Origin of the sequence: Sandaracinobacteroides saxicola, from assembly GCF_014117445.1 — a bacterium.
GTDB lineage: Bacteria > Pseudomonadota > Alphaproteobacteria > Sphingomonadales > Sphingomonadaceae > Sandaracinobacteroides_A > Sandaracinobacteroides_A saxicola.
This window is the reverse complement of sequence record NZ_CP059851.1, coordinates 301,371-326,608: the sequence shown is the minus strand read 5'-3', so window position 1 is coordinate 326,608 and position 25,238 is coordinate 301,371. Positions and strand designations below refer to the sequence as shown.

The window sequence follows — 25,238 nt, the reverse complement described above, 5'->3', positions numbered from 1 at the left end:
CTGCTCATTCGCCGACTGACCTAACGCAAGCTGACGGGCGTCATCGGTCAGGCGCTCCTCATCAGCAGGACGAGACGTGTCAGCTCCGCGCTCAGAAACGTCGATCACGTGAACCGCGCGTGCCAAGTCGGTCGATGCCCTGCGCCGCCACTTCATCCCCTCGGGATCTAGCCACATCGAGCGCACCCGAGCGGCCTCTTCAATGGCTTGATCTGGCCGAATACCGGCTCACGCCTCGCTCGCCTATGGCGCAACAGCGGCGTCACAACTTTCTTCCCCTGCCGGCTGCGCCGCCATTCCTCGCGGGACAAGAAAGTTCCTCCTTTGCTGTCAGGCCCCAAGCCTAACCCAGTGAACTGGGGCCCCGAGGCTGGGGTGCGCCGCCGAGCGTCTCCGGCCCGTCGATCGCCATCGAGGCCGCAATGGTGCGGGCTCGAGACTTCAGATCGAGGAGAAATGACATGGCCACCATCGGCACCTTCAAGAAGACCGGCACGAACGAGTTCACCGGCGAGATCGTCACCCTGAGCGTTCAGGCCAAGAATGTCCGCATCGTCCCCGAGACCCGGGCCACCGGCGAGAACGCCCCCAGCCACCGCGTCCTGGTCGGTCGCGCCGAGATCGGCGCCGCCTGGTCCAAGCGCTCCAACGAGGGCCGCGACTATCTTGGCCTCAAGCTGGACGACCCAAGCTTCAACGCCCCGATCTACGCCAACCTGTTCGACGATGAGGACGGCGAAGGTTTCAGCCTCATCTGGTCTCGCCCCACCCGCCGCAACGGCGACTGAGGCTCCGGCGACGCCCCGTCCGGTCGATCCGGACGGGGTCTTCGTCAGCCAAAGCATCCGAATCAGGTTGCTGCCTGAACTACTCGAACGACCGCAATAGACGCTCTTCAGTCTGGCCACTGAGGCCCAGAACGACTATTATAGCCGTAGTTCTGGCGTGCGCTGAGGTCCGAGTGGAGGTGATCATGCATGATCACCGCCCGACTGTCGCGGGCCGCACGCGCGCTGCTGGGTTGGACACAGGAGACGCTCGCTGACGAAGCCCGTGTATCACTGACCGCGCTCAAGCGCCTCGAGTCGGAGAGCGACTTGAAGGTGTACGAGAGCACGCGCGATCAGGTGCGCCGGGCCTTTGAAGCGCATGGCATCGTTGTTCTGCAGTCCGACCAAGGTGAAGGGGTGATGCTTGTCCGTAACCGAACATCGACCGTGCAGGAACGCTCGCGAGTGTAGTTGGTCGAGCTTGCGCATCTGGAGCGATTGCTCCGTGAACCCATGCTGGTTAACGCTCCGGCCGCCGACGGGCAGCGAAGCGATCTGGGTGGGGCGTCGTGACAAAGGCTGATTTCTTGGAACGACCGCCCGAGGGCGTATCGGTCACCGACTATGATCGGTCGCACATGACGCTCTACCTGCGCCTCCTCGATGCCGCTTCCGACGGCGCGGCTTGGGAAGAAGCAGTTTCGATCCTGTTCGGCATCGACCCGGCTGCCGAGCCGGAGCGCGCACGCCGCGTCCACGACAGTCATCTTGCCCGCGCCAGATGGATGAGCCAGCACGGCTACCGCGAGCTCGCGCACGAGCGCCCTCGCCGGTGATCCGGGAGGTGATGCCGGTGTGGCATCGCGGGTTTCCGATTCTCCCGCTTCCGCTCTCGTCGCAGCAGTGGAATCTATTCGGCAAAGCTGTTGTAGATTTGCTGGCGGAGTATTAATGACCCCCGACATCTCGCACTGGCGATCGTCCGGACGCTACGAATACGTCGAAGATCTCGTCTCGCCTGAACTCGCCTGGGAATGGCTGCGCCGCAACGAAGACTACCAGCACGACTTCCAAACGGCTCAGGCAGCGCCGGACGCTAACACCACGGCGGCCGATGCGGCGCGGCGCAAATGGGGGCTGCGATTTCCTGTTGTCGCCGATCCTCGACGCCAAAGAGGCCGCACCCATCTGGGCGCCCACCGTGAACACCGGCGTCGTAATGTTGACCGCGCCGCCTGCGATCCTGGCGAAGGACGACAAGTCGCCAGCCATTGAGTCGCAGACTGCCAGCCACTCAGACGCGCAGGGATCCCACTTTCTTCACAGCCTCACGAACGGTGAACGGCTTCAGATACTACGCCTCGCCGGCGCGAGCGCCGACGAAGGCGCAGCGGCCGTCATCCCGCTCGGCCCCGAAGGCTTTGATCGGCTTGAGGCCGTCGCCCGTCTTCTGAGTTCGCTTCATGGTCGCGCGATCCCTGCCGACACGCGGCTCACGCGGCAGCAGCGTCAACGTGCGCGACGGATGTTGCAGGCCGTGGACGGTCGTCTCAGCGGCGCCAGCTACCGCGAAATCGCCGTGACACTGTTCGGCACGCGCGACCTTGCCGATGAACCGTGGAAAACATCCTCGCGCCGGTTTGCAACGATGGAACTTGTGCGCGGCGGCCTCGCCATGATCGCGGGCGGCTATCGACGCCTGCTGAGTCATCGCCGTAGATGGTAGGGCTGCCAGCGCACACGGAGAATCCGAAGAAATCGGCCAAGGACAAGGCTACATTTTTGGCGATATCGAAATACAAACCTTCGACTCAATCGACCGCAAGGCGGATGAGGTCAAAAGAAGCCTTCAAGGTATTGGCGAGCCGCATCTGACAGCCCCACAATTTTGTTCGTGGCTTGCCTGTAGAGCTTAAAATTCAGTTCAGTCTCCGGTCGACCGTCCACCCAGCTTCGATAGCTTCGCAGCTCCGTCCGGCCGAGTGGGCATTTTGCAACTTTGGTGAGCTCAACTTCAACCGTGACACGCGGCGTCTGCCTGACAGCTTCCGTCCTTGGTGTGGCCTCGGCATTCAACACGACACCACGGCCGAACAGCCCGTGCCCGCCTTCATTCTCACTTGCGAATATGAAGATGCAGTCACCCACAGCTATGTTCTTACCGCCATACATCGTCTTTTGCGCTTCAAATTTGAGCCGAGTCTTCTGGCAGTCTTTGACTTCTGCCTTGATAACAAAAGAGATTGATCTGGCGGCCATGGTAAGATTCTAGTCGATCACGAGACGATCGCAACAAGTCCGACGCTTTTCTAAGGACCCGGCTCAGACGTCGTCGCGGTTTGCCGCAGAGGCGGCTTCTCCAATTCACGCTCTTTGACTGGTGCGGGTTTGGTGTGGGGATTTGCTCCCGCCAGCTTCCCACTCCCTCCGCAACTTCGCGCTCCGCCAGGGTAGCCGCCGACCGCCGCTGTCCCCCTGCGGCTCTCGCGCAACCTCGGAGGCTCGATCATGTCACCCAATGGCGCCGGCGTACCGCAGCGCTTTCTCCGCACGCCTGAAGCGGCCCGCTTCCTCGGTCTCTCGGATCGCACGCTCGAGAAGCACCGGACCTACGGCACCGGTCCCGCCTATCGCAAGCTCGGCGGGCGCGTCGTCTACGCGCTCGAGGACCTGAAAGCCTGGGCCGACCGCGGCTTCGTCACCTCGACGTCCGATCCGCGCGGGAGTGTCCTTCCCGCCAAGCGCCATGCCGCCGTCACGCCTGCCTTCGGCGGCGGCCAAGCCCGCTGAGCCATCCGACATGTCCCCGCGGCAGCGCCCCCTCTCCTTGAGCGAACGATCGCGGCTCGACCCGTTCGTCGTCGCCACCGGCGACGCCAGTCCGCGCGACCAGCGCGATCTGATGGAGCGGCCCTTCTTCTCGCTTGCCAAGGCCAAGCGCACCTCACCGATCCACTACGAAGCCGGCGACGTCCGCGTCGAAGTCTTCGCAGTTCCCGAGCATGGCATGGCGACCATCTGGGACGCCGACATCCTGATCTGGGCCGCGAGCCAGATCGTCGAGGCCGCAAACCTCGACTTCCAAACGTCACGCTTCCTGCGCTTCACGCCGTATCAACTCCTGACCGCCATCGGGCGCCAGACCGGATCGCGCGACTATCGGCTTCTCAAGGGCGCTCTCGCGCGCCTTCAATCGACGGTCATCCGCACCACGATCCGCAACGGCGAGCATTGGCGGCGTCAGCAATTCTCCTGGATCAACGAGTGGGGGGAATGCACGACGCGCGACGGCCGCGTGGAGGGCATGGAATTCGTCCTGCCCGACTGGCTCTATCGCGGTGTCATCGACCGCTCGCTCGTCCTCGCCATCGATCCCGCCTATTTCCGACTGACCGGCGGCATCGAGCGCTGGCTCTATCGGGTCGCCCGCAAGCATGCCGGCCGTCAGCCAGCGGGCTGGACCTTTGAAATCGCGCACCTGCACGCCAAATCGGGCAGCCAGGCGCGTGTTTCCGACTTCGCAATCGACATCCGCCGCATCGTCGCCCGCCAGCCGCTGCCCGGCTATCGCTTGGCTCTGGAGCGCGCCGCTCGTCAGGAACGCCTGCACATCCGCCCCATCAACTTGTCCATAGGCCCTGTGGATGGTGTTGTGGATGCGATCGGGACTTCGGGCGCAAATGGTATCGGGATTTCGGGCGCAGCCGCCTCGGGACTTCGGGCGCGCGGATCGCAACTAACCCTCTGGCCTGAAACGGCGATTCCGAGCCTTAACTTGGAGTCTAACAAGGAATCTAACTTCTTGTTGGAGCGGGGCGACGGTGGAAAACCACCCCGCGGCCGACGGAGCGCGCGGTCATGATCGTCGCGTTGCTCAACCAGAAGGGCGGAGTCGGCAAAACGACGCTCGCCCTCCATCTCGCCGGCGAATGGGCGAACCGCGATCAACGCGTCATGCTCATCGATGCCGATCCGCAGGGTTCCGCACTCGACTGGTCCGAAGCGCGCGCCCGTGAAGGCCTGCCCCGCCGGTTCGCCGTCATCGGACTGGCGCGCGACACCTTGCACCGCGAAGCGCCCGAACTGGCGCGCGGCGCCGATCATGTGGTGATCGATGGTCCCCCGCGCGTCGCCGGCCTCATGCGCTCGGCCCTGCTCGCCGCCGATCTCGTCCTCATCCCGGTTCAGCCGTCGCCCTTCGACGGATGGGCGTCAGCCGAGATGCTGGCACTGCTCCGCGAAGCACGCCTGTTCCGCCCGTCGCTTGTCGCCCGGTTCGTGCTCAACCGCTGTGGCGCGCGCACCATCATCGCACGCGAGACCGCCAAGGCGCTCGCCGAACACGATCCGCCGGTGCTGGCTAGCGCGATCGGCCAACGCGTCGGCTTCGCGGATGCCGCGCAATCCGGCCGCCTGATCTCGGAGCTCGATGGCCAGCGTGCCGGTACGCGCGAGATCGCAGCGCTCTGCGCCGAGGTTGGAAGGCTCGCACCATGACCACGCGCAGCTTCGCCGCACGGCCCGGCGACCCGGACACCTGGATCAAGGCCGCCGACGATCCGCGCGGCCGCAGGGCTGACGCCATCGCCTACACCGCGCGCCTCACGATCGATGTCACGCCCGACCTGCGCGGCCGGATCAAGGTCACCGCGTTCCGGCGCGGCCAGACTGTGGCGGACATGCTGCGCGATCTCCTCGCGGGCGCGTTTCCTGCCGAGGGGGACGCGCCATGAGCGCACCGGCAATTCATGGCGCAGCGGGCGTTCGGCCATCATCACCTCCCGGTCGGTTCACCGAGGTCGAACTGGTTTGGCGCGAGAAGCAGATCGAGCACTGGATCCGCTTCGGCCATGCGGTCCACGAGCAGATCCTCGACCGACGGCGCCGCGTCCTCAGCTTCCCCGCCGGGGCTGTCTTCGCCTTCGTCCGCTGGGCATCGAATGGCTTTGGCACCGTCGTCTCGCGCATCGACATCCTGCGCGCCGTCCGCGCGGGCGAAGGCTATCAGACGCTACCCTCGGTGCGGCCCGGTGGTGAAATCCTGCTGCAAACGAGCGGCTGGCCGAGCGTCGAGCAGGTGCTGCTTCTGATCGACGCGATCGAAGCGCTCGACATCGATCCCGCCGAAGCTGCGCCTGACTATTGGCGCCATATCCATAACCGGCTCGCCGCCGGGGACGCCCCGCGATCCTACTCCCGACAGCAGCACCGCGCCTGGCGCTTGCGACAGAGGGCCGAGCCATGACGCGCGCCGGCTACCTGCTGACGGCCACGGGCGCCGCGCTCCTGGTGATCACGCTGGCGATGGTGCACGTTGCACCGCGGCTCGTCTGGAACGCATCGGCCAGCGTCCCGGTCGGCCTCTATGAGATCGGTTCGGCTACGCCGCTCGAGGTCACCGACCTTGTCGCGGTCAATGCACCGGAGCCGCTTGCCGCATTCCTCGCGGACCGGGGTTATCTGCCGCGCGGCGTACCGCTCTTGAAGCGCGTTGCCGCACTTCCCGGGCAGACAGTCTGCCGTTCGGAAGGGGACATTACCGTCGACGGGATCACCGTCGGCAATGCGCTCGACCGCGACCGTCTGGGACGCACGCTGCCTATCTGGAGAGGCTGCCACCGGATCGGCGCGAGCGAACTCTTCCTCATGAACATCGGCGTCCGGGACAGCCTGGACGGCCGCTACTTCGGGCCTCTCGCCGTCACCACCGTGATCGGCCGGGCCACGCCTCTCTACACCGACGAAGACGGCGACGGTCGCTTCGTCTGGCACGCGCCGACGCGGTGACGGCGCAGCCATGACCCGTTCCACCGCATCGCCAAAGAGGTTGCCATGAGCCTGATAGGAGAATTCACCCGCACCAAGAGCGGCTATGGCGGCCGCATCCGCACGCTCGCCCTCGACGCCGCTCTGGTGCTCGTGCCGGCGGAGCACACCGACGCCGAGAACGCGCCCGACTATCGCGTTCACCTCGGCGACGACGCCGATGGGCCGGAAGTGGGGGCGGGATGGAAGCGCACCGGCGAGAAAGCCGGCGAGTATGTGTCGTTGCAGCTCGACGATCCGACCTTCGCACAGCCGATCCGGGCCAACCTGTTCCAGTCGGCCGACGACAAGTCAGCATGGGGTCTCTACTGGAACCGGCCGACCAAGCGCAGCGAGCGGGACTGACCGATGCGCGTCTCCCGTCGCCAGCCCGCTGCAGGAGCGAAAGGGGCTGCCCGCCGACTGCCCTTCCTTCTGCTTTCCGGCCTGGCCTTTGCCGGCGCGATGCCCGCGCCGTCTCTGGCGCAGACCTCGGTCATCGAGCGACCCGCTGCAGGCTCGCCCTACACACAAGCGGTCGCCGAGGCAGCGCAGCGGTTCGGCATTCCCGAGCGCTGGATCTGGGCAGTCATGCGCGTCGAGAGCGGCGGTCGTGCGCGCGCGGTCTCGCCCAAAGGCGCGCTGGGACTCATGCAGATCATGCCCGCGACCTGGGCGGATCTGCGGGCGCGCCACGGTCTGGGGGCCGATCCCTTTGACCCGCGCGACAACATCCTGGCTGGTGCAGCATATCTGCGCGAAATGCACGACCGCTACGGCGCGCCGGGCTTCCTTGCGGCCTACAATGCCGGCCCCGGGCGCTACGATGACTATCTCTCGGCTGGCCGCGCGCTGCCCGCCGAGACCATCGCCTACGTGGCCGCGATCGTGCCGTTGATCGGCAGTGAGCCGCTCGCTGCCGGCGTCGCTGTCGCGACCGTCGACCCGCTCGCGTGGACTCGGTCTCCGTTGTTCGTCGCGCGCTCCGACGGCAGCGCTGCAGCAGAACGATCGCAGCCCGATCGTCAAAGGAACGGCAGCCGAACAGCAGATCCGCAGCAACCCCCAATCGCCGGTTCGACGCAGACGGCAGGCATCTTCGTGACCCGCGCCTTTGATAGGGGGCGTCCATGACCAGAATCGCACTCCGGCGCGGTGTAGCGAGCTCCCGGAAAGAGGCGGCACGGGGCGGTTGGGGCGAAGCAGACACGACCAACAGATGGCGAGATAAAAGCGGCTCGCCACTCGCGTGCAAGCCATTGCTTTCGCATGGCTTTTCACGTGCCGGTCGGTCGGGGGCAGTGCCGGTTCCGGCTATTATCCAAGTTATTTCAAGGACATTGCCGGCACTGTCCCGCGTTTGGCCCGCCGGAGGCCGGCGATGAGCGACGGCGACAGCGACTTCCGGGTCCGGCCGGGCCGCATCGGTTCGACGCGGGCGCCGAAACCCAAGAGCTTCATCAACCAAGTCCTGCGCGCCGCCAAGCGCTCGGGGCATGTCGGCACCGGCGGCGGTCCTGGCCGCAAGGCGTCCGGCTATGGCCGTTCGAGCTTCGGGCGCGGACGGATCGCCTTCAGCCGCGCGCGGCTTTTCAGCTCGTCGCGCCGCGTCGTCGTCAAGGCGCGGATCGCCCGCCACCAGGGCCGGGCCTTTCGGTCTGCGCCGCTCAATGCCCACCTCTCTTATCTCAAGCGCGACGGCGTCACGCGCGACGGTGAAAAGGCCGTGATGTTCGATGCAGACAGCGACCGCGCCGATGACGCTGGTTTCGCCGCGCGCTCGAAGGACGACCGGCACCATTTCCGCTTCATCATCTCGCCCGAGGACGCCGGCGAGATGACGGACCTGCGCGCCTTCACGCGCGACCTCGCGCGCCAAATGGAAGCCGACCTCGGGACCCGGCTCGATTGGGTCGCGGTCGATCACTGGAACACCGACAATCCCCACGTCCACCTGCTGGTGCGAGGCGTCGACACCCAGGGCACCGACCTCGTCATCTCACGCGACTACATCAGCCGCGGCTTGCGATCCCGGGCCGAGGATCTCGTGTCGATCGAACTCGGCCCGAAGCCGGAGCACGAGATCAAGACGGCGCTCGAGCGCGAAATCACGGCCGAGCGCTGGACGCGCCTCGATGTCGAGATTCGCATCGCCGCCGACGAGACCGGCTTCATCGATCTTCGTCCCGAGCAATCCGGCGCCGCTGATCCCCAGACCCGCCGGCTCATGATCGGGCGGCTCCAGCACCTGGAGAAGATGGGCCTCGCGTCATCCGCCAGCCCCGGCGAGTGGATGGTCGGGCTCGACGCCGAACGCAGTTTGCGCGACCTCGGGCTTCGCGGGGACATCATCAAGACCATGCACCGCGCCTTCGCCGAGCGCGGTGAGGATCGCGCTGTCGCCGACTATGTCATCGAAGGCGGCAGCGGACAGGTGCCGATCATCGGGCGGCTGGTCGATCGCGGCCTGCACGACGAACTGACGGGCGAAGCCTATGCGGTGATCGACGGCACCGATGGCCGCGCCCACCATGTCCGGTTCCGCGGTGTCGAGGCCTTCGAGCATGCGCCTGCGATCGGCGGCATCGTGGAGGTTCGGCGCTTTGGCCGAGCCGATGAGCCGCGCCCGACGCTTGTTCTCGCGAGCCGGTCAGACCTCGAACTCGGCCAGCAGATCAAGGCGCCGGGGGCCACCTGGCTGGACCATCGGCTTGTGGAGGCGGACCCCATGCCGCTGTCGATGGGAGGCTTCGGGCGAGAGGTGCGCGACGCCCTTCAGGCACGGGCCGAGCATCTCGCCGACCAAGGCCTCGGTCGACGCCAAGGCCAGCGGATCATCCTGCAACGCGACCTCCTCGCCACGCTGCGGCGGCGCGAACTGGATGCGGTCGGGGCGCGCCTCTCCGCCGAGACCGGCCTTGCGCACATGAAGCAGACCGCCGGTGATCAGGTCGCGGGCATCTATCGCCAGCGTCTCGACCTCTCCTCCGGCCGGTTCGCGATGATCGACAACGGCCTCGGCTTCCAGCTCGTGCCCTGGTCCCGCGAGATCGAACGCAAGCTCGGCCAGCATGTCGCTGGCGCCGTGAAGGATGGCGGCGGCATCGAATGGGGCCTCGGCCGCAAGCGCGGGCTCGCCCTCTAGCCAGCAAGGAAGAAAGGACCGCCGCCGATGTCCGCGACGAAAATCCTCTGGGGCCAGATCACCACCGTGTTCCTCATCGTGCTGCTCACGACCTGGGGCGCGACCCAATGGACCGCCTGGCGGCTCGGCTTTCAGGCGCAGCTCGGCACGCCGTGGTTCGAGCTGGCGGGTTGGCCGGTCTATTATCCACCCGCCTTCTTCTGGTGGTGGTACTTCTACGACGCCTATGCCCCGCCGATCTTTGTTGAAGGCGCAATCATCGCCGCTTCAGGCGGCTTCATCTCCATCGCCGTCGCCATCGCGATGTCGGTATGGCGTGCCCGTGAGGCGAAGAATGTCGAGACCTATGGCTCGGCCCGCTGGGCTGAAATCCGGGAGGTGAAGGCAGCGGGCCTACTCGGACCCGATGGCGTCGTCCTTGGCAAGCTCGGTGACGCTTATCTCCGGCACGATGGACCGGAGCATGTCCTGTGCTTCGCACCGACCCGATCGGGCAAGGGTGTCGGCCTCGTCGTTCCCACGCTCCTCACCTGGCCGGGCTCCGCTATCGTCCACGACATCAAGGGCGAGAACTGGCAGCTGACAGCCGGCTTCCGCGCGAGGCACGGCCGCGTCCTGCTGTTCGATCCCACCAACGCGAAGTCGGCCGCCTACAACCCGCTCCTCGAAGTGCGACGCGGCGAGTGGGAGGTCCGCGACGTGCAGAACGTCGCCGACGTTCTCGTCGACCCCGAGGGCTCGCTCGACAAGCGAAATCACTGGGAGAAAACGAGCCATTCGCTGCTCGTCGGCGCCATCCTGCATGTGCTGTACGCGGAAGAGGAGAAGACACTCGCCGGTGTCGCTGCCTTCCTGTCGGACCCACGCCGTCCGATCGAAGCCACGCTAAAGGCGATGATGACGACGCCGCATCTCGGACCCGGCGGCCCTCATCCCGTCGTGGCGTCGACGGCGCGCGAACTCCTCAACAAGAGCGACAACGAGCGCTCGGGCGTCCTGTCCACCGCCATGTCTTTCCTCGGCCTCTATCGTGACCCGGTGGTGGCCGCGGTGACGCGCCGCTGCGACTGGCGGATCGCCGACCTGATCGCAGATGAGAAGCCGGCGACGCTCTACCTCGTGGTTCCGCCATCCGACATCTCCCGGACGAAGCCGCTCATCCGGCTCGTGCTGAACCAGATCGGCCGACGCCTGACCGAGGATCTGCATGCGCGTGACCGGCGGCATCGCGTGCTGATGATGCTCGACGAGTTTCCAGCGCTCGGCCGCCTCGACTTCTTCGAGAGCGCGCTCGCTTTCATGGCCGGTTACGGCCTGAAGTCGTTCCTCATCGCCCAGTCATTGAACCAGATCGAGAAGGCCTATGGCCCGAACAACGCGATCCTCGACAACTGCCACGTGCGCGTGAGCTTCGCCACCAATGACGAACGCACCGCCAGGCGCGTGAGCGACGCGCTCGGCACCGCCACCGAGATGAAGGCGATGCGGAACTATGCCGGGCATCGGCTCAGCCCCTGGCTTGGCCACCTGATGGTCTCGCGCTCGGAGACGGCGCGGCCGCTCCTCACACCCGGCGAGGTGATGCAGCTGCCCGCTACAGACGAGATCGTCATGGCCGCTGGTGTCCATCCCATCCGAGCCAAGAAGGCCCGTTACTTCGAGGATCGCCGCTTCAAGGAGCGCATCCTGCCATCGCCCAACCCGGCGAAATGCGGGCGTTCGACCCGAAAGGACGCCTGGTCCGAGTTGAAGCCGCAGCGGCCCGACGCGGTGCTCGCGGCTGAGCTCGACAAGGCGGAAGATACCGCCAATGGCGGGCTGCGGCGCGAGCCCGAGTTGCCCGACCATGTCGCGATCGCCAAGGAGAAGACCGGACCGGCGCCGGTCGACGAGTTCGCAATGATCCTTGACGATGAGCCCGAAGACGCGGCCCGGCAGCGACAGGCGCTGCGCCAGCAGATGCGCGGCGTGGCGCGACAGGTCGCGCTCGATCCCAATGACGGCATCGATTTGTGAGGCGGCCATGCGCGACCGGATGAACGTCTATTTCCCGCCCGAGATGCTCCGCCAGATCGCCGATCTCGCCGACCGCAAGAAACTCTCCCGCTCCGCGATCGTCGAGGCGGCGGTTGCGTCATTCCTGTCACCTGATGGCGCGGACAAGCGCGAGGCCGCGTTCGCGCGCCGCCTTGATCGCCTGTCGCGCCAGGTCCAGCGCTTGGAGCGCGACCTCGGCGTCACCGCAGAAACGCTCGCCCTGTTCGTCCGGTTCTGGCTGACGATCACGCCGCCCTTGCCGAACGATGCCCAAGCGTCAGCACAGGCCAAAGGGCGGGAACGCTACGAGGGATTCATCGAGACGCTGGGGCGGCGCCTCCAAAAGGGCCAGAGCTTCTTGCGGGAGATCCCAGACGACGTCGGCAGCGACGACGCCGCAGGCAGCTAAGCGGCCAAAATCGAACTTGCCAGAAGTCGGCGGGATCGAGCGATCAGGGCGGAAACCGGCGGCTTGGTGGCGAACGAGCACAGCGGCGTGGAATAGAGCATGGTCGCTATAGCGACGTGCAAACTGCGCGAAGGCTAGGTTGCTCCAAATCCCGTGGAATTTTGGCGTGCGACCGGGTCTCTGATCAAGCTGAGTTTCAGTATTGACAAACATACCGACCGGTTGGTATGTAGCCTCATGGAACACGCCCAACCCCCGAAACCCAGGCGAGACGGCCGCACGGCGCTTCTCGACGCGGCGTTGAAGGTCATCCGCAGGCAAGGCTATGCCGGCACCACGGTCGACGATCTCTGCCGCGAGGCCGGCGTCACCAAGGGCGCCTTCTTCCATCACTTCGCGTCCAAGGAAGCCCTCGCGGTGGCGGCGGCGGGCCATTGGTCGGAGACGACCGGAGGATTCTTCACCGCGGCGCCCTACCACGACCATCCCGATCCGCTGGACAGGGTGCTCGGCTATATCGATTTCCGCCGCGCGATCCTGCAGGGCGAGGTGCCGGACTTCACCTGCCTCGTCGGCACCATGGTGCAGGAGACCTACAGCACGGCCCCGGCGATCCGCGACGCCTCCGCCGCCAGCATCACCGGGCATGCGGCCACGCTCGTTCCGGACATCACGGCGGCGATGGCTGAGCGCGGTCTTCGGGGCGGATGGACCGCCGAGAGCCTCGCTCTGCACATGCAGGCCGTTCTCCAGGGCGCATTCATCCTGGCCAAGGCCACCGGCGACGCCGCGATCGCTGCCGCCAGCGTCGATCATCTGCGGCGTTACGTCGAACTTCTCTTCAAAACACCATGAACATAGGAGGAAACACCATGTCCGTTCTCTCAGCGAATTCAGGTGAATGGCATGCCGCCACGACGGATCGGCCTCGCTCTCGGGCCGCGATGTGGACCGGCCGCACGCTCAGCGGTCTCGTGTTCGCCTTCATGCTCTTCGACAGCGGCATCAAGCTGATCCCGCTCGACATCGTCACCGAGACGATGAGCCAGATCGGCTGGCCGACGACGCCGGAATTGGCGCGCCTCCTGGGCGTTCTTGGCCTGCTATCGGCGGCGCTCTACGCCTTTCCGCGAACGGCTCTGATGGGAGCGATCCTGCTGACGGGCTATCTCGGCGGGGCCATCGCGAGCCAGTTGCGGATCGGCGCGCCGCTGTTCAGCCATGTCCTCTTCGGCGTCTATCTCGGCATCATGGTCTGGGGCGGCCTGATGCTGCGCAACGGCCGTCTCCGCGCGCTCCTTCTCGACAGGTAAGACACCCCTGCCGTCGCAGGAACAGCCATCCTAACCTGCAGTCAAGAAAGAGAGTCCGACATGTCGTTCCAGTCCTACATCGACAACATAAAGGCCAAAACCGGTCTATCGCCGGACGATTTCCGAAAACGCGCCGAGGACAAGGGTTTCCTTGCCGATGGCGTCCTGAAACCGTCGACAAAAGCCACGATGGTCACCGACTGGCTCAAGGCGGAGTACGACCTCGGCCACGGCCACGCCATGGCGATCTACGCGACCTTCAAGGGCAAGACGAGCTAGCCGCACGACCGGCGGCGAGAACGAGAACCCGCGTGCCTTGATGAGGAGATCAGACAATGTCCGCGCAGAAATTCCGCACCCGCATCCTGGCTGGGCAAACGAAGAACGTCACTGGAATCGAGGTGCCGCCCCACGTGATCGACGCCCTTGGAGCCGGCCAGCGCCCCCGGCTGAAGGTTCGTCTGAACGGCTACGAATATATTTCGACCGTCGGAAAGATGGACGGCAAGTTCATGATCAGCCTGAGCGCCCAGCATCGAGAGGCGGCCGGTCTGAAAGGCGATGACGAGGTCGATGTCACCCTCGAATTGGCCGAAGCGCCGACGCCGGCGATCGTCCCGGACGACGTCGCATCAGCCCTCCGCTCGGCGGGTCTGGAGGCCTCGTTCGAAAGCGCTGCGCCCTCCCGCCGCAAGGAATGGCTGCGCCAGATCGAAGAAGCCAAAACCCCCGAAACCAGGGCCCGGCGCATCGCGAAGATCGTCGACGCGCTGCGTGGGTGAATTTGGCGGCAATCAGCTAAAAGCGACCGAGCAGAGCACCTCATTAGAATAATGATTGCTGCTTGCCGACGTGCTGATCGAGAAATCGCAGAGCGGCTGAGCTGAATGGCACCTCGGAGTCGTAGATCGGAACGTGATCGCCGCCAGGAATAATCCACAACTCAGCGTTCGGTATTGAACGGTACATGCTTACCGCAATTTCAACGGGAAAGAATTGGTCGCGATCACCGTGGACGACCAGGGTACGAGCTGAAATGCTCGATAAACGCTGTGCCGTGAAATCCATATCGTCGTAGTTGTCGCCCAAGGCGTTGAACTGCGAGATGAGTTCGTGAATCTGTGCGTCGCCGCGTTTTGCGCAGTGCCGATACATGTCTTGCACGTGTCGAGGCATGGCGACGAACGATGCTCGGCGCATAATCGCCCTCGCCTGGTCGGGGAAATGGGAGGTGGCACTGATCAACACCATCGAGTCGATGCGTTTAGGTTGGCTTGTGGCCATATGCAGGAGTACCATCCCACCCGAGCTCATTCCCATTGCAGAGAACTGATCGACTTTCAGTCTTTCCAGCAGCAGAAACACGTCGCTGGCCGCTGCTCTATGCGTGAACGTCTTGTCGGGATTGGTTGAGTAGCCATGCCCGCGCAAGTCCACGGCGATCAGTCGATGGCGCTTTGAGAGGTCGGTCGTGAAAGGATGCCAGTTTTGCGCACAACCGCCAAACCCATGCAAAAGCACGAGAGGTGTTCCGTCTCCGTACTCCTCATAATGCAGCTCAATGTTGTTGATTTGAACGGTGTGCGATCGCGCGGCTGCTTGTTGGGGAGCGTCCGTCGTTTTCATTGATGCGTCTTTCAGCCATCAGTAGTCGGAAGCAGCGTCATGCGACGCACGCACATTTCGCGCTGAGATGTAACCTGCGATCGCTCGATTCCTGAAAGATGCGGGAATCGTCGAGGTCACGCCCAACCTGCATGGGTGGCTCTGAGTCGGTCGGCTCATTGAGAAGGTCCCGCGACCGTAAGAGCGCAGCGCTCGCCGCGCTCGCGGATCATCTCGGCAAACCGCGCAATAGCCGTTCTGTCCAACCCTGGACGCGAAAGCTCGGCTCCGACGGCGGTTGCCTTCTCAAGGACAGCTTTGCTGATCTCTGCAATCCGTCGTCGTACCAGCGGCAGACCGACACCCGCGTCCGCCGCAAACGCTGCCCAGCCATCGGCGTCCAGTTCCGCGAGCGTCGCCCGCCTTCCGATCTTCATAGCGAATTTCGGCGAGAGATCGGGATAGGCAACGGTTGCGAGCAGATCATAGAGCGGGGCGAGGCGTGGGCCTTCGGCGCCGTAGAGGATCGAGAAATTCTTGCCATGTGCGTCGGCGTTCCCGGCGATCACATTGAAGATCACGGCATCGAGGAGCTTCAGCACATCGACAGCGGGCCTTGCGACGACCCGGCGGAGCAGCGCGAAGCAATCCTTGAACGTCGGGCCGCCCTCGCTGGCGTACTTGGTCTCCGGCGGCACGCCGAGCGCCTGGCAGAAATCCTCCTGATGGATCCGGCGCACGAAGCCATCGTCGCCGGTGGCGCGGTCATAGCGCTGGACCAGCAGAAATGTTCGATCCTGCACGATGCGGACTTCTACCGGCGCGACATCGAAGCCGATTGCGGCAGCAAGGCGCATCACAAACGCCTCGTTCTCGGTCGTGGCCGCGAAGCGGGATATCGGGGGCTTGAGAATATGCGTCGTCGGCTGGCCCGGCGCAGGCAAGGCCACCACGCCATCCACCAGAACCACCGGAACCTTCGATTGCGCGCCAGCGAGAGAGAGACGCAGGCCTTCCTCGCCAGCCAGCAATGGTCGGACGGGCAGCGCATCCAGAACCCGGATCAACCCTGCATCGTCAAGCGGGGTTGGCCGTTGATCGGGGGCAAGAGTGGCTGGTACTTCGCCGGGCGGCAGAAGCTGGAGCGCGCCCGCCACATCGCCGCCGAGGCGATCAAGAAGGGCGAAATCATTGGCCCGCGACACGCCGAGTGCCTGAGCTGCGGCGTCGCGCTGGCTTTCTTCCGGCAGGAGACCGCTGAAATACGGGCGGCATTCGCGGCGGGTGAACGGCTCCGCCCGCTTTGGCAGCGAGGCGGACAAGGGCTGCGCCTCCTCATCGTCAAGCCAAGCCCGCGCATAGGCGAAGCCGAGTTCACCGTGCTTGTCCTGCGTCAGCTGGCCTACCAGGCGCCCGTCCCACCAGATATCGAGGGTGCGCGTCATGCCTTCCGCGCTCCTTTGGGGTCGGACGGCGGTGTGATATCGAGCGAGCAGCCCAGCGCCGATAGGACCTGAAGCGTCTTGCCGATCTGCGCGGTCGCCTTGCCCGCTTCGAGATCGACGATGAAGCGCAGGCCGACGCCAGCTGCGCCGGCAAGCTCGTCCTGCCGCAGGCCAGCGGCCTTGCGGGTTGTCCGAACAATGTCGCCGATCTCGGCGGTGGTGAGGTTGCGTCTGGCCATGATATTTACCGAACGGGAAAGTATCATGGATTCCTGAAGAATGTCTATAAGAATTTCCCGCTCGGGAAAGCCTGCGTGTGGGGGTAGCTCCCGGGTCTGAATTATTCCCGCTCGGGAAAACGCGCCAATCAGGAGCCGCAAACGCTGCCGTGGCTCGACGCCGGTCCGCCGATCACCTGTCTTTCTTCGCCACAGTACGATGACCCCTCAAGCGTTGTTGCAACGCCCCAATTCCTGCCTTTCTTACTCATCCCCGATCCAGGGCCGCGCGTCGCGCGAGCCCGCAAGCGAACGGGGACGACGTGGCGGTCAACCATCAGCAATCGGAAGCAGCTTCACGCGGCGCACGCATGCTGCGCACCGCGCTGGGGCCTGCGGTCGCCCGATTCCTGGAAGACCCCGCGATCGTCGAGGTCATGCTCAACCCCGATGGGCGGCTCTGGGTCGACCGGCTGTCTGACGGCCTGTCCGATACGGGAGAGCGACTTTCGGCAGCCGATGGCGAACGCATCATCCGCCTCGTCGCCCATCATGTCGGTGCCGAGGTGCATGACCGTCGGCCGCGTGTCTCGGCCGAGCTGCCCGAAACCGGCGAGCGCTTCGAGGGCCTGCTGCCGCCGGTCGTGACGGCTCCGGTCTTCGCGATCCGCAAGCCTGCCGTCGCCGTCTTCACGCTCGACGACTATGTCGCCGCCAGCATCATGACGGCCGACCAGGCCGACATCCTCCGGCAGGCGGTCGCAGCGCGCGCCAACATCCTCGTCGCCGGCGGAACCAGCACAGGCAAGACCACGCTGACCAATGCCCTGCTGGCCGAGGTCGCGAAGACAACCGACCGCGTCATCGTCATCGAAGACACCCGCGAGCTGCAATGCCGGGCGCAGAACATCATCGCCATGCGCACCAAGGACGGCGTCGCGACCCTGTCCGACCTGGTGCGCTCCTCGCTGCGGCTGCGGCCGGATCGGATCCCGATCGGCGAGGTGCGTGGGGCTGAGGCGCTCGATCTCCTGAAGGCCTGGGGCACCGGCCATCCCGGCGGGATCGGCACGATCCACGCGGGCACCGCGCTCGGCGCGCTGCGCCGCCTCGAGCAGCTCATCCAGGAAGCTGCCGTCACCGTCCCCCGGGCGCTGATCGCCGAGACCATCGATCTGGTGGCCGTGCTCTCCGGCCGCGGCGCTGCGCGGCGTCTCGCCGAACTCGCCCGCGTCGAAGGGCTCGGGACGGACACCGACTACCGCCTTTCCCCCGCAACCCAGCCCCCCGACCCACAAGGAGAACCCGCATGATCCGACATATCGCGCGCGGCCATCAGCGCCTCGCAACCGCCGCCACAGCGCTGACCCTGAGCTTTCTTCTGGCGCCCGCCGCCCACGCATCCGGCTCCTCGATGCCCTGGGAAGCGCCGCTGCAGTCCATCCTCCAGTCGATCGAGGGACCGGTCGCCAAGATCATCGCGGTGATCATCATCATCGTCACCGGCCTGACGCTGGCGTTCGGCGACACGAGCGGAGGATTTCGGCGCCTCATCCAGATCGTCTTCGGCCTGTCGATCGCCTTCGCGGCGTCCAGCTTCTTCCTGTCGTTCTTCTCGTTCGGCGGCGGGGCGCTCGTCTGATGGCGGGCCTCCTGCATCATCCCGATGAGGTCGCGGGCTTCTCGGTTCCGGTCCACCGCGCGCTGACCGAGCATATCCTGCTGGGCGGCGCACCGCGCAGCATCGCCATCATGAACGGTACGCTCGCCGGCGCTGTCGGTCTCGGCTTGCGGCTATGGCTGGTCGGTCTCCTCATCTGGGCGATCGGCCATTTCGCCGCCGTCTGGGCAGCCAAGCGCGATCCGCTCTTTGTCGAAGTCGGCCGCCGGCATCTGCGCATTCCGGGCCATCTCTCGGTCTGAGGCGTGGCCATGATGAACCTCGCCGAATACCGCCGTACCGCGACCCGCCTCGCTGATTTCCTGCCCTGGACGGCGCTGGTCGGCGAAGGGGTCGTGCTCAACAAGGATGGCAGCTTCCAGCGCACCGCGCGCTTTCGCGGTCCCGATCTCGACTCAGCTGTGGCGGCCGAACTGGTGGCCGTCGCCAGCCGCCTCAACAACGCCTTCCGGCGTCTGGGCTCGGGCTGGGCGATCTTCGTCGAAGCGCAGCGTCACGAAGCCGCCTCCTATCCGGCAAGCCTCTTCGCGGACGCTGCCTCCGCCCTCGTCGATGCGGAGCGCAAGGCTGACTTCGAGGAAGCGGGCGCGCATTACGAGTCGAGCTACTTCCTGACCTTTCTCTATCTCCCGCCTGCCGAGGACGCCGCGCGGGCGGAGACTTGGCTCTACGAGGGTCGCCAACAGTCCGGCGTCGATCCCCATGAAGCCCTCGCGGCCTTCATTGACCGCACCAACCGCGTCCTCCAGCTCGTCGATGGCTTCATGCCGGAATGCCGGTGGCTCGATGATGCCGAGACCCTGACGTACCTGCACGCGACCGTCTCAACGAAGCGCCACCGCGTCCGCGTGCCCGAAACGCCGATCTACCTCGATGCACTTCTCGCCGATGAGCCGCTGACCGGCGGCCTCGAACCGCGGATCGGCGCCGCCCATCTGCGCGTCCTGACGATCAACGGCTTTCCGACCGCGACGACGCCAGGGATTCTCGACGATCTCAACCGGCTCGCCTTTCCCTATCGCTGGTCCACGCGGGCGATCCTTCTCGACAAGACGGACGCCACGAAGCTGCTGACGCGCATCCGGCGGCAGTGGTTCGCCAAGCGCAAGTCCATCGCCGCGATCCTCAAGGAAGTGATGACCAACGAGGCATCGGCGCTCGTCGACACGGATGCTGCGAACAAGGCGGCAGATGCCGACATGGCCTTGCAGGAGCTAGGAGCGGACTATGCCGGTCAGGCCTATGTGACCGCCACCGTCACCGTCTGGGATGCCGATCCGCGCACCGCCGACGAGAAGCTGCGCCTCGTGGAAAAGGTGATCCAGGGCCGCGACTTCACCGCGATGTCCGAGACCATCAACGCCGTCGACGCCTGGCTCGGATCGCTGCCCGGCCACGTCTACGCCAACGTCCGCCAGCCACCGATCTCCACCCTGAACCTCGCCCACATGATTCCGCTCTCGGCGGTCTGGGCAGGGCCGGAACGGGACGAGCATTTTGGTGCGCCGCCACTGCTCTACGGCAAGACCGAAGGCAGCACGCCGTTTCGCTTTTCGCTGCATGTCGGGGACGTCGGCCACACGCTGGTGGTCGGACCGACCGGCGCGGGCAAGTCCGTCCTGCTCGCGCTTATCGCGCTTCAGTTCCGGCGCTATCCGGACGCCCAAGTCTTCGCCTTCGACTTTGGCGGCTCGATCCGCGCAGCCGCGCTCGCCATGGGAGGCGATTGGCACGACCTCGGTGGCAGCCTGACGGACGGCGCCGCGTCGTCGGTCTCCCTCCAGCCACTCGCACGTGTTCACGAGACCCATGAGCGTGCCTGGGCAGCCGACTGGGTCGCGGCGATCCTTGCCCGCGAGGGCGTCACGATCACGCCGGAGGTGAAGGAACATCTGTGGACAGCGCTGACTTCGCTGGCGTCAGCGCCGATCCCCGAACGCACGGTGACGGGCCTCGCCGTCCTCCTCCAGTCGAACGATCTCAAGCAGGCGCTGCGACCCTATTGCGTGGGCGGTCCCTACGGACGGCTCCTCGATGCGGAAGGCGAGCAGCTGGGGGACGCCGCAGTGCAGGCCTTTGAAACCGAGGGGTTGATCGGCCGCGGCGCGGCGCCGGCGGTCCTCGCCTATCTCTTCCATCGGATCGGCGACCGTCTGGATGGACGGCCCACGCTCCTGATTGTCGACGAAGGCTGGCTCGCGCTCGACGACGAGGGCTTCGCGGCGCAACTGCGCGAATGGCTGAAGACGCTGCGCAAGAAGAACGCGTCTGTCGTCTTCGCCACGCAGTCGCTGGCCGACATCGATGGGAGCGCGATCGCTTCGGCCATCATCGAAAGCTGCCAGACGCGCCTGCTGCTGCCGAACGAACGCGCGATCGAACCGCAGATCACCGCGATCTACCGGCGCTTCGGCTTGAACGACCGTCAGATCGAAATCCTCAGCCGGGCCACACCCAAGCGCGACTATTACTGCCAGTCGCGGCGCGGCAACCGGCTGTTCGAGCTGGGGCTCTCCGAAGTCGCCCTCGCGCTCTGCGCGGCATCCTCGAAAACTGATCAGGCCGCCATCGAGGCGATCCTCGCCGAGCATGGCCGCGACGGCTTCCTGTCCGCCTGGCTGCGCGCCCGCGATGTCGGATGGGCCGCCGACCTCATTCCCGATCTCACCAACCTGGAGCCCAAGCCATGATGATCCGACGCTCTCGCGCGGCGCTGTTCGCCGCAACCATCCTGTCGCTGCCCGTCGCCTTCTCGCCCGTATTCGTCACCCCGGCAGCGGCGCAGTGGGTCGTTTATGATCCGACCAACTACGTCCAGAATGTCCTATCGGCCGCGCGAGCGCTCGAGCAGATCAACAACCAGATCCAGAGCCTCCAGAACGAAGCGCAGATGCTGATCAACCAGGCCCGCAATCTCGCGAGCCTGCCCTATTCCTCGCTTCAGCAGCTCCAGCAATCGGTGCAGCGCACGCAAGCGCTGCTGGGTCAGGCACAGCGCATCGCCTTCGACGTGCAGCAGATCGATCAGGCCTTCCAGAGCCAGTACGGCAACATCTCGCTGTCGAATTCGGATCAGCGGCTCGTCGCCGATGCCCGATCGCGCTGGCAGAACACCGTCGGCGGTCTTCAGGACGCGATGCGCGTGCAGGCGGGTGTCGTCGGCAACATCGACACCAACCGCGCCGAGATGGCGGCTCTGGTCGGGCAGAGCCAGGGTGCGACCGGCGCGCTTCAGGCAACCCAGGCCGGCAACCAGTTGCTCGCATTGCAGGCGCAGCAACTCGCAGACCTGGTCGCCGTCGTCGCTGCAAACGGCCGGGCGCAGGCGCTTGTCGATGCCGAGCGCGCCGCCGCCGCCGAACAAGGGCGTGAACAGCGCCGCCGGTTCTTGACGCCAGGCTCCGGCTATCAGCCCGGCAACGCCCGGATGTTCCCGAACGGCAACTGAGGGCAGCAGAATGGAGGGCAAGACGCTGGCCCGTGTGGGCGCAATCATCTTCGTCTCCGTCGCGATCACGGCAACGGCGATCGAGATGACCCGGAAAGAGGAAAGGCCAGCGGTTCGGCCGACGCCCGTGCTTGAGGAGGCGCCGGACCCGCTGCGCGAGGGCCAGCGTCGGTGCCAGCAGATGGGGGAAGCCGCCGCCAGGGACGGCGAGTGTCTGCGCATCTGGGCCGAAACCCGCGACCGTTTCCTTGGCAGCCGCACCGCGCCGCGACGCGCCGACGAAGGGCGTTGAACCATGGGCGGCAGCGGCGTCATCGACAATTTCCTCGGAGTCTTCACCTCCTACATCGACAGCGGCTTCGGCCTGCTCGGCGGCGAGGTAGCGTTCATCGCGACGACGCTGATCGTCATCGACGTCACGCTGGCCGCCCTGTTCTGGAGCTGGGGCGCGGACGACGACATCATCGCGCGCCTGGTGAAGAAGACGCTGTTTGTGGGCGTCTTCGCCTACATCATCGGCAACTGGAACAACCTCGCGCGAATCGTCTTCGAAAGCTTCGCCGGCCTCGGACTTCAGGCGTCCGGCACCGGGTTTTCCATCCAGGACCTGATGCGCCCGGGCCGGGTCGCGCAGACGGGTCTCGATGCGGCGAGGCCGCTGCTCGAATCCATCTCAAACCTGATGGGCTGGATCGCCTTCTTCGAAAACTTCATCCAGATCGCCTGCCTGCTCTTCGCCTGGGCGCTGGTGCTGCTCGCCTTCTTCATCCTCGCCATCCAGCTCTTCATCACGCTGATCGAATTCAAGCTGACCACGTTGGCCGGCTTTGTCCTGATCCCGTTCGGCCTGTTCGGGAAGACCGCCTTCATGGCCGAGCGCGTGCTGGGCAACGTCATCTCGTCAGGGATCAAGGTGCTGGTGCTCGCCGTCATCATTGGCATCGGCTCGACTCTGTTCAGTCAGTTCACGGCAGGGTTCGGCGGTCAGCCACCGACCATCGACGACGCGATGGCCGTCGTATTGGCGGCGCTGTCGCTTCTCGGTCTCGGCATCTTCGGTCCGGGTATCGCCAACGGCATCGTCTCCGGCGGCCCGCAACTCGGCGCAGGCTCCGCCATCGGCACCAGCCTCGTCGCGGGCGGCGCAGCCATGGCTGTCGGCGGCGCGGCCGGGCTCGCCCTGCGCGGTGGCGCGAGCGCCATTTCCGGCGGAGCCGCCGCCATGCGCGGTGGTGCCACCGCGGCGGGAGCCGCCTCCGCTGCCTACAGTCTCGGTTCCCTCGGCCAGTCGGGCGCTGCCGGCGTCGCGTCGGGCCTTGGCGGCGTCGCACGAGCGGCCGGCGGCGCGGCAGCCTCTCCGCTGCGCCGGGTCGCGCAAAGCGTTCGCTCGAGCTTCGCCGACGGCGTCAAAAGCGGCTTCGGCGGCACCGGCGGCTCCTCGAGCATGGGAACGGTCGCGAATGATGTCGGTTCGGCCGCACCGGCCGCCACAGGCTCGGCCGCCAGCCCGCCGGCGTGGGCACAGCGCATGCGGCGTGGGCAGACCATGAGCCACGGCGTCACGCTCGCGGCACACGCGATCCGATCGGGCGACAGCCACGGCGGCGGCTCTTCCATCAATCTCTCCGGAGGCGACCGCACATGAGCTTCTTCAAGCGACCCGCAACCCACTTTGGAAAGACGCCCGAGCCCGAGACGCCGTATCAGCGCGCGGCGCAGATCTGGGACGATCGGATCGGCTCAGCGCGTGTCCAGGCCCGAAACTGGCGGCTCATGGCCTTCGGCTGCCTGATCCTCTCCGCCGGCTTCGCCGCCGCGCTGGTCTGGCAATCGGCGCGCGGGACCATCGTCCCGTGGGTGGTGCAGGTCGACAATCTCGGCCAGGCGCAGGCGGTCGCGCCAGCGCAGGCCGACTACCGCCCCACCGACCCGCAGGTGGCCTGGCATCTGGCGCGATTCATCGAGCAGGTCCGCTCGATCCCGGCCGACGCCATCGTCGTGCGGCAGAATTGGCTGCGCGCCTACGAGTTCACGACCGATCGCGGCGCGGCGGCCCTCAACGACTTCGCACGCGACAACGATCCGTTCACCCGCGTCGGAAAGCAGCAGGTGTCGGTCGAAGTGTCGAGCGTGATCCGCGCGTCGCCTGACAGCTTCCGCGTTGCCTGGACCGAACGCCAGTACGAGAACGGCCAGCTCTCCACGACACAGCGCTGGACAGCCATCCTGACCATCGTGATCCAACCCCCGCGCGACGCAGAGCGGCTGCGGGCCAATCCGCTTGGGATCTACGTCAACGCCATCAACTGGTCGCGGGAGATGGGGCAATGAGAAATCATCTCCGCCGATCCGCGAGCCGTGGTTTCCGCCTATCCGGGTCTGCGCTTTTGCTGATCTCCGGATTGGCGCTGGCCGGCTGCGCAACCAACCGGCCGCCACAGATCAGCTATGACGCCGATGTACCGCCGCTTCCCCCTGCGCCGGCTGCCGTTACGGAGGCGCCACCAAGGCCGCTTCACACACCGCCCGCCTGGACACCCGCGCGCGGTGGCGCTGCCGCAGGGACGCCGGCGGGCCGCGTGGAGAATGCCAATGCCGCCGCGCGCGTCGAGCCACGTCGCGAGGGCTACTACAACTCGATCCAGATCTATCCGTGGAGCGAGGGCGCGCTCTATCAGGTCTATGCCGCCCCCGGGCAGATCACCAACATCGCGCTGGAAACAGGCGAAAGCCTGACCGGCGCCGGCCCGATCGCTGCGGGCGACACGGCGCGCTGGATCATCGGCGACACCGAGAGCGGCTCGGGCACCACCCGGCGCGTCCATGTCCTCGTGAAGCCGACGCGGCCAGACATCACGACCAATCTGGTCATCACTACCGACCGGCGCATCTACATGATCGAGCTGCGCTCGGGCGAACGCCCCTATATGCCGGCCGTCGCCTGGGCCTATCCGCAGCCGCCCGCCTCGCAGAGACAGGCAGCGCCCGCCACGCCAGTGATCCCGGCCGTTGCGGCACGGAACTATCGCTACGGCCTCACGGGCGACACGCCGCCGTGGCGGCCGATCTCGGTCTACGACGACGGGCGCCGCGTCTATGTCGAGTTCCCGCGCGGGATCGTTCAGGGCGAGATGCCGCCGCTCTTCGTCATCGGCGCAGATGGCGAACCGCAGATCGCCAACAGCCGGATCCACCAGAACATCCTGATCGTCGACCGCATGTTCGGCGCCGCCGAGCTCCGTCTCGGCAGTGGCGAGCGCCAGCAGACGGTCCGGATCGTTCGCACCGATGGGAGGCCCGCGTCATGAGCGAGCGCGACGCGCCCAACGAAGCCAACGCACCGCTGGTCGGCACACAGCCCG

At 65.9% G+C, this 25,238-nt stretch carries 33 protein-coding genes; 29 read left to right on the top strand and 4 right to left on the bottom strand.

Going from position 1 to position 25,238, the window contains the following annotated elements:
• Positions 1 to 461: 461 nt before the first annotated feature.
• From H3309_RS01665 to H3309_RS01645, 5 genes are all read left to right on the top strand, one after another.
• On the top strand, positions 462 to 788 hold the full coding sequence (locus tag H3309_RS01665; RefSeq protein ID WP_182296921.1) for a DUF736 domain-containing protein: 327 nt from the start codon (positions 462 to 464) through the stop codon (positions 786 to 788).
• A gap of 189 nt (positions 789 to 977) precedes the next feature.
• Complete coding sequence (locus H3309_RS01660) at positions 978 to 1,241, top strand: helix-turn-helix domain-containing protein (protein ID WP_182296919.1); 264 nt, start codon at positions 978 to 980, stop codon at positions 1,239 to 1,241.
• A 98-nt stretch (positions 1,242 to 1,339) separates the two neighbouring features.
• A complete protein-coding gene (locus H3309_RS01655; protein WP_182296917.1) occupies positions 1,340 to 1,606 on the top strand; it encodes a DNA -binding domain-containing protein in 267 nt (88 codons plus the stop codon).
• Between the two features lie 115 nt (positions 1,607 to 1,721).
• Entirely contained in the window at positions 1,722 to 2,045 is a 324-nt protein-coding gene (locus H3309_RS01650) for a transcriptional regulator domain-containing protein (RefSeq protein WP_182296914.1), read from the top strand.
• The gene (locus tag H3309_RS01645) at positions 1,990 to 2,496 is read left to right on the top strand and encodes a DUF2285 domain-containing protein (protein ID WP_207791542.1); all 507 of its coding nucleotides are present in this window, start codon (positions 1,990 to 1,992) and stop codon (positions 2,494 to 2,496) included. Before H3309_RS01650 ends, H3309_RS01645 begins: the two co-directional genes overlap by 56 nt.
• 110 nt (positions 2,497 to 2,606) lie before the next feature.
• Here the strand turns inward: H3309_RS01645 and H3309_RS01640 are convergent, their stop codons facing one another.
• Complete coding sequence (locus tag H3309_RS01640; protein ID WP_207791541.1) at positions 2,607 to 3,029, bottom strand: hypothetical protein; 423 nt, start codon at positions 3,027 to 3,029, stop codon at positions 2,607 to 2,609.
• A gap of 249 nt (positions 3,030 to 3,278) precedes the next feature.
• Between H3309_RS01640 and H3309_RS01635 the strand changes: the two genes are divergently transcribed.
• The 15 genes from H3309_RS01635 to H3309_RS01565 all read left to right on the top strand — a co-directional run bounded on the left by H3309_RS01635 (position 3,279) and on the right by H3309_RS01565 (position 14,261).
• On the top strand, positions 3,279 to 3,560 hold the full coding sequence (locus H3309_RS01635) for a helix-turn-helix transcriptional regulator (protein WP_011579870.1): 282 nt from the start codon (positions 3,279 to 3,281) through the stop codon (positions 3,558 to 3,560).
• A 37-nt stretch (positions 3,561 to 3,597) separates the two neighbouring features.
• A complete protein-coding gene (locus H3309_RS01630) occupies positions 3,598 to 4,632 on the top strand; it encodes a replication initiator protein A (protein ID WP_243453802.1) in 1,035 nt (344 codons plus the stop codon).
• Entirely contained in the window at positions 4,629 to 5,267 is a 639-nt protein-coding gene (gene parA, locus H3309_RS01625) for a ParA family partition ATPase (RefSeq protein ID WP_182296908.1), read from the top strand. The genes H3309_RS01630 and parA overlap by 4 nt, the downstream gene beginning before the upstream one ends.
• On the top strand, positions 5,264 to 5,503 hold the full coding sequence (locus H3309_RS01620; protein WP_182296906.1) for a hypothetical protein: 240 nt from the start codon (positions 5,264 to 5,266) through the stop codon (positions 5,501 to 5,503). Before parA ends, H3309_RS01620 begins: the two co-directional genes overlap by 4 nt.
• A complete protein-coding gene (locus tag H3309_RS01615; RefSeq protein ID WP_182296904.1) occupies positions 5,500 to 6,015 on the top strand; it encodes a DUF2840 domain-containing protein in 516 nt (171 codons plus the stop codon). Before H3309_RS01620 ends, H3309_RS01615 begins: the two co-directional genes overlap by 4 nt.
• On the top strand, positions 6,012 to 6,557 hold the full coding sequence (locus H3309_RS01610) for a S26 family signal peptidase (RefSeq protein WP_182296902.1): 546 nt from the start codon (positions 6,012 to 6,014) through the stop codon (positions 6,555 to 6,557). Before H3309_RS01615 ends, H3309_RS01610 begins: the two co-directional genes overlap by 4 nt.
• Positions 6,558 to 6,602: 45 nt before the next feature.
• Positions 6,603 to 6,941 carry a DUF736 domain-containing protein gene (locus H3309_RS01605; protein ID WP_182296900.1) on the top strand — a complete coding sequence of 113 codons (339 nt, stop codon included), beginning with the start codon at positions 6,603 to 6,605 and terminating at the stop codon, positions 6,939 to 6,941.
• A 3-nt stretch (positions 6,942 to 6,944) separates the two neighbouring features.
• Complete coding sequence (locus tag H3309_RS01600) at positions 6,945 to 7,709, top strand: lytic transglycosylase domain-containing protein (protein WP_182296898.1); 765 nt, start codon at positions 6,945 to 6,947, stop codon at positions 7,707 to 7,709.
• 247 nt (positions 7,710 to 7,956) lie between these two features.
• A complete protein-coding gene (locus H3309_RS01595) occupies positions 7,957 to 9,720 on the top strand; it encodes a relaxase/mobilization nuclease domain-containing protein (protein ID WP_182296896.1) in 1,764 nt (587 codons plus the stop codon).
• A 27-nt stretch (positions 9,721 to 9,747) separates the two neighbouring features.
• Positions 9,748 to 11,736, top strand: coding sequence for a conjugal transfer protein TraG (locus H3309_RS01590; protein WP_182296894.1), 1,989 nt, complete (start codon positions 9,748 to 9,750; stop codon positions 11,734 to 11,736).
• Positions 11,737 to 11,743: 7 nt separating this feature from the next.
• Positions 11,744 to 12,166, top strand: a complete 423-nt coding sequence (locus H3309_RS01585) for a CopG family transcriptional regulator (protein WP_182296892.1) — start codon at positions 11,744 to 11,746, stop codon at positions 12,164 to 12,166.
• Between the two features lie 237 nt (positions 12,167 to 12,403).
• Positions 12,404 to 13,021, top strand: a complete 618-nt coding sequence (locus H3309_RS01580) for a TetR/AcrR family transcriptional regulator (protein WP_182296890.1) — start codon at positions 12,404 to 12,406, stop codon at positions 13,019 to 13,021.
• Positions 13,022 to 13,110: 89 nt separating this feature from the next.
• Entirely contained in the window at positions 13,111 to 13,479 is a 369-nt protein-coding gene (locus tag H3309_RS01575) for a DoxX family protein (protein ID WP_182296888.1), read from the top strand.
• 60 nt (positions 13,480 to 13,539) lie between these two features.
• Positions 13,540 to 13,758 (top strand): DUF4287 domain-containing protein, encoded by a 219-nt coding sequence (locus H3309_RS01570; RefSeq protein WP_182296886.1) that lies wholly within the window; start codon positions 13,540 to 13,542, stop codon positions 13,756 to 13,758.
• Positions 13,759 to 13,814: 56 nt separating this feature from the next.
• Positions 13,815 to 14,261, top strand: a complete 447-nt coding sequence (locus H3309_RS01565) for a YdeI/OmpD-associated family protein (protein ID WP_182296884.1) — start codon at positions 13,815 to 13,817, stop codon at positions 14,259 to 14,261.
• Between the two features lie 43 nt (positions 14,262 to 14,304).
• Here the strand turns inward: H3309_RS01565 and H3309_RS01560 are convergent, their stop codons facing one another.
• The 3 genes from H3309_RS01560 to H3309_RS01550 form a co-directional block, all read right to left on the bottom strand.
• Complete coding sequence (locus H3309_RS01560; RefSeq protein ID WP_182296882.1) at positions 14,305 to 15,105, bottom strand: alpha/beta fold hydrolase; 801 nt, start codon at positions 15,103 to 15,105, stop codon at positions 14,305 to 14,307.
• A 155-nt stretch (positions 15,106 to 15,260) separates the two neighbouring features.
• The gene (locus tag H3309_RS01555; RefSeq protein ID WP_182296880.1) at positions 15,261 to 16,529 is read right to left on the bottom strand and encodes a type II toxin-antitoxin system HipA family toxin; all 1,269 of its coding nucleotides are present in this window, start codon (positions 16,527 to 16,529) and stop codon (positions 15,261 to 15,263) included.
• Positions 16,526 to 16,768: a helix-turn-helix transcriptional regulator gene (locus H3309_RS01550; RefSeq protein WP_182296878.1), complete on the bottom strand. Its 243-nt coding sequence runs from the start codon at positions 16,766 to 16,768 to the stop codon at positions 16,526 to 16,528. The genes H3309_RS01555 and H3309_RS01550 overlap by 4 nt, the downstream gene beginning before the upstream one ends.
• Before the next feature lie 350 nt (positions 16,769 to 17,118).
• On the opposite strand from H3309_RS01550, the gene trbB reads away from it, so the two are divergent.
• Genes trbB through trbG form a run of 9 tightly spaced genes read left to right on the top strand, consistent with a single transcriptional unit; the run spans position 17,119 to position 25,184 of the window.
• Positions 17,119 to 18,060 (top strand): P-type conjugative transfer ATPase TrbB, encoded by a 942-nt coding sequence (trbB, locus tag H3309_RS01545; RefSeq protein ID WP_450097661.1) that lies wholly within the window; start codon positions 17,119 to 17,121, stop codon positions 18,058 to 18,060.
• A complete protein-coding gene (locus tag H3309_RS01540) occupies positions 18,057 to 18,389 on the top strand; it encodes a TrbC/VirB2 family protein (RefSeq protein ID WP_035599872.1) in 333 nt (110 codons plus the stop codon). The genes trbB and H3309_RS01540 overlap by 4 nt, the downstream gene beginning before the upstream one ends.
• Positions 18,389 to 18,670, top strand: a complete 282-nt coding sequence (locus H3309_RS01535) for a VirB3 family type IV secretion system protein (RefSeq protein WP_062765738.1) — start codon at positions 18,389 to 18,391, stop codon at positions 18,668 to 18,670. Before H3309_RS01540 ends, H3309_RS01535 begins: the two co-directional genes overlap by 1 nt.
• 9 nt (positions 18,671 to 18,679) lie before the next feature.
• Entirely contained in the window at positions 18,680 to 21,118 is a 2,439-nt protein-coding gene (gene trbE, locus H3309_RS01530) for a conjugal transfer protein TrbE (RefSeq protein WP_182296874.1), read from the top strand.
• Positions 21,115 to 21,876: a P-type conjugative transfer protein TrbJ gene (gene trbJ, locus H3309_RS01525; protein ID WP_182296872.1), complete on the top strand. Its 762-nt coding sequence runs from the start codon at positions 21,115 to 21,117 to the stop codon at positions 21,874 to 21,876. Before trbE ends, trbJ begins: the two co-directional genes overlap by 4 nt.
• A gap of 10 nt (positions 21,877 to 21,886) precedes the next feature.
• Positions 21,887 to 22,168 carry a putative entry exclusion protein TrbK-alt gene (gene trbK-alt / locus H3309_RS01520; protein ID WP_182296870.1) on the top strand — a complete coding sequence of 94 codons (282 nt, stop codon included), beginning with the start codon at positions 21,887 to 21,889 and terminating at the stop codon, positions 22,166 to 22,168.
• A 3-nt stretch (positions 22,169 to 22,171) separates the two neighbouring features.
• The gene (gene trbL / locus H3309_RS01515) at positions 22,172 to 23,521 is read left to right on the top strand and encodes a P-type conjugative transfer protein TrbL (protein WP_182296868.1); all 1,350 of its coding nucleotides are present in this window, start codon (positions 22,172 to 22,174) and stop codon (positions 23,519 to 23,521) included.
• Positions 23,518 to 24,207 (top strand): conjugal transfer protein TrbF, encoded by a 690-nt coding sequence (gene trbF, locus H3309_RS01510; protein WP_182296866.1) that lies wholly within the window; start codon positions 23,518 to 23,520, stop codon positions 24,205 to 24,207. The genes trbL and trbF overlap by 4 nt, the downstream gene beginning before the upstream one ends.
• Entirely contained in the window at positions 24,204 to 25,184 is a 981-nt protein-coding gene (gene trbG, locus H3309_RS01505; RefSeq protein ID WP_182296864.1) for a P-type conjugative transfer protein TrbG, read from the top strand. The genes trbF and trbG overlap by 4 nt, the downstream gene beginning before the upstream one ends.
• Positions 25,185 to 25,238: the final 54 nt, after the last annotated feature.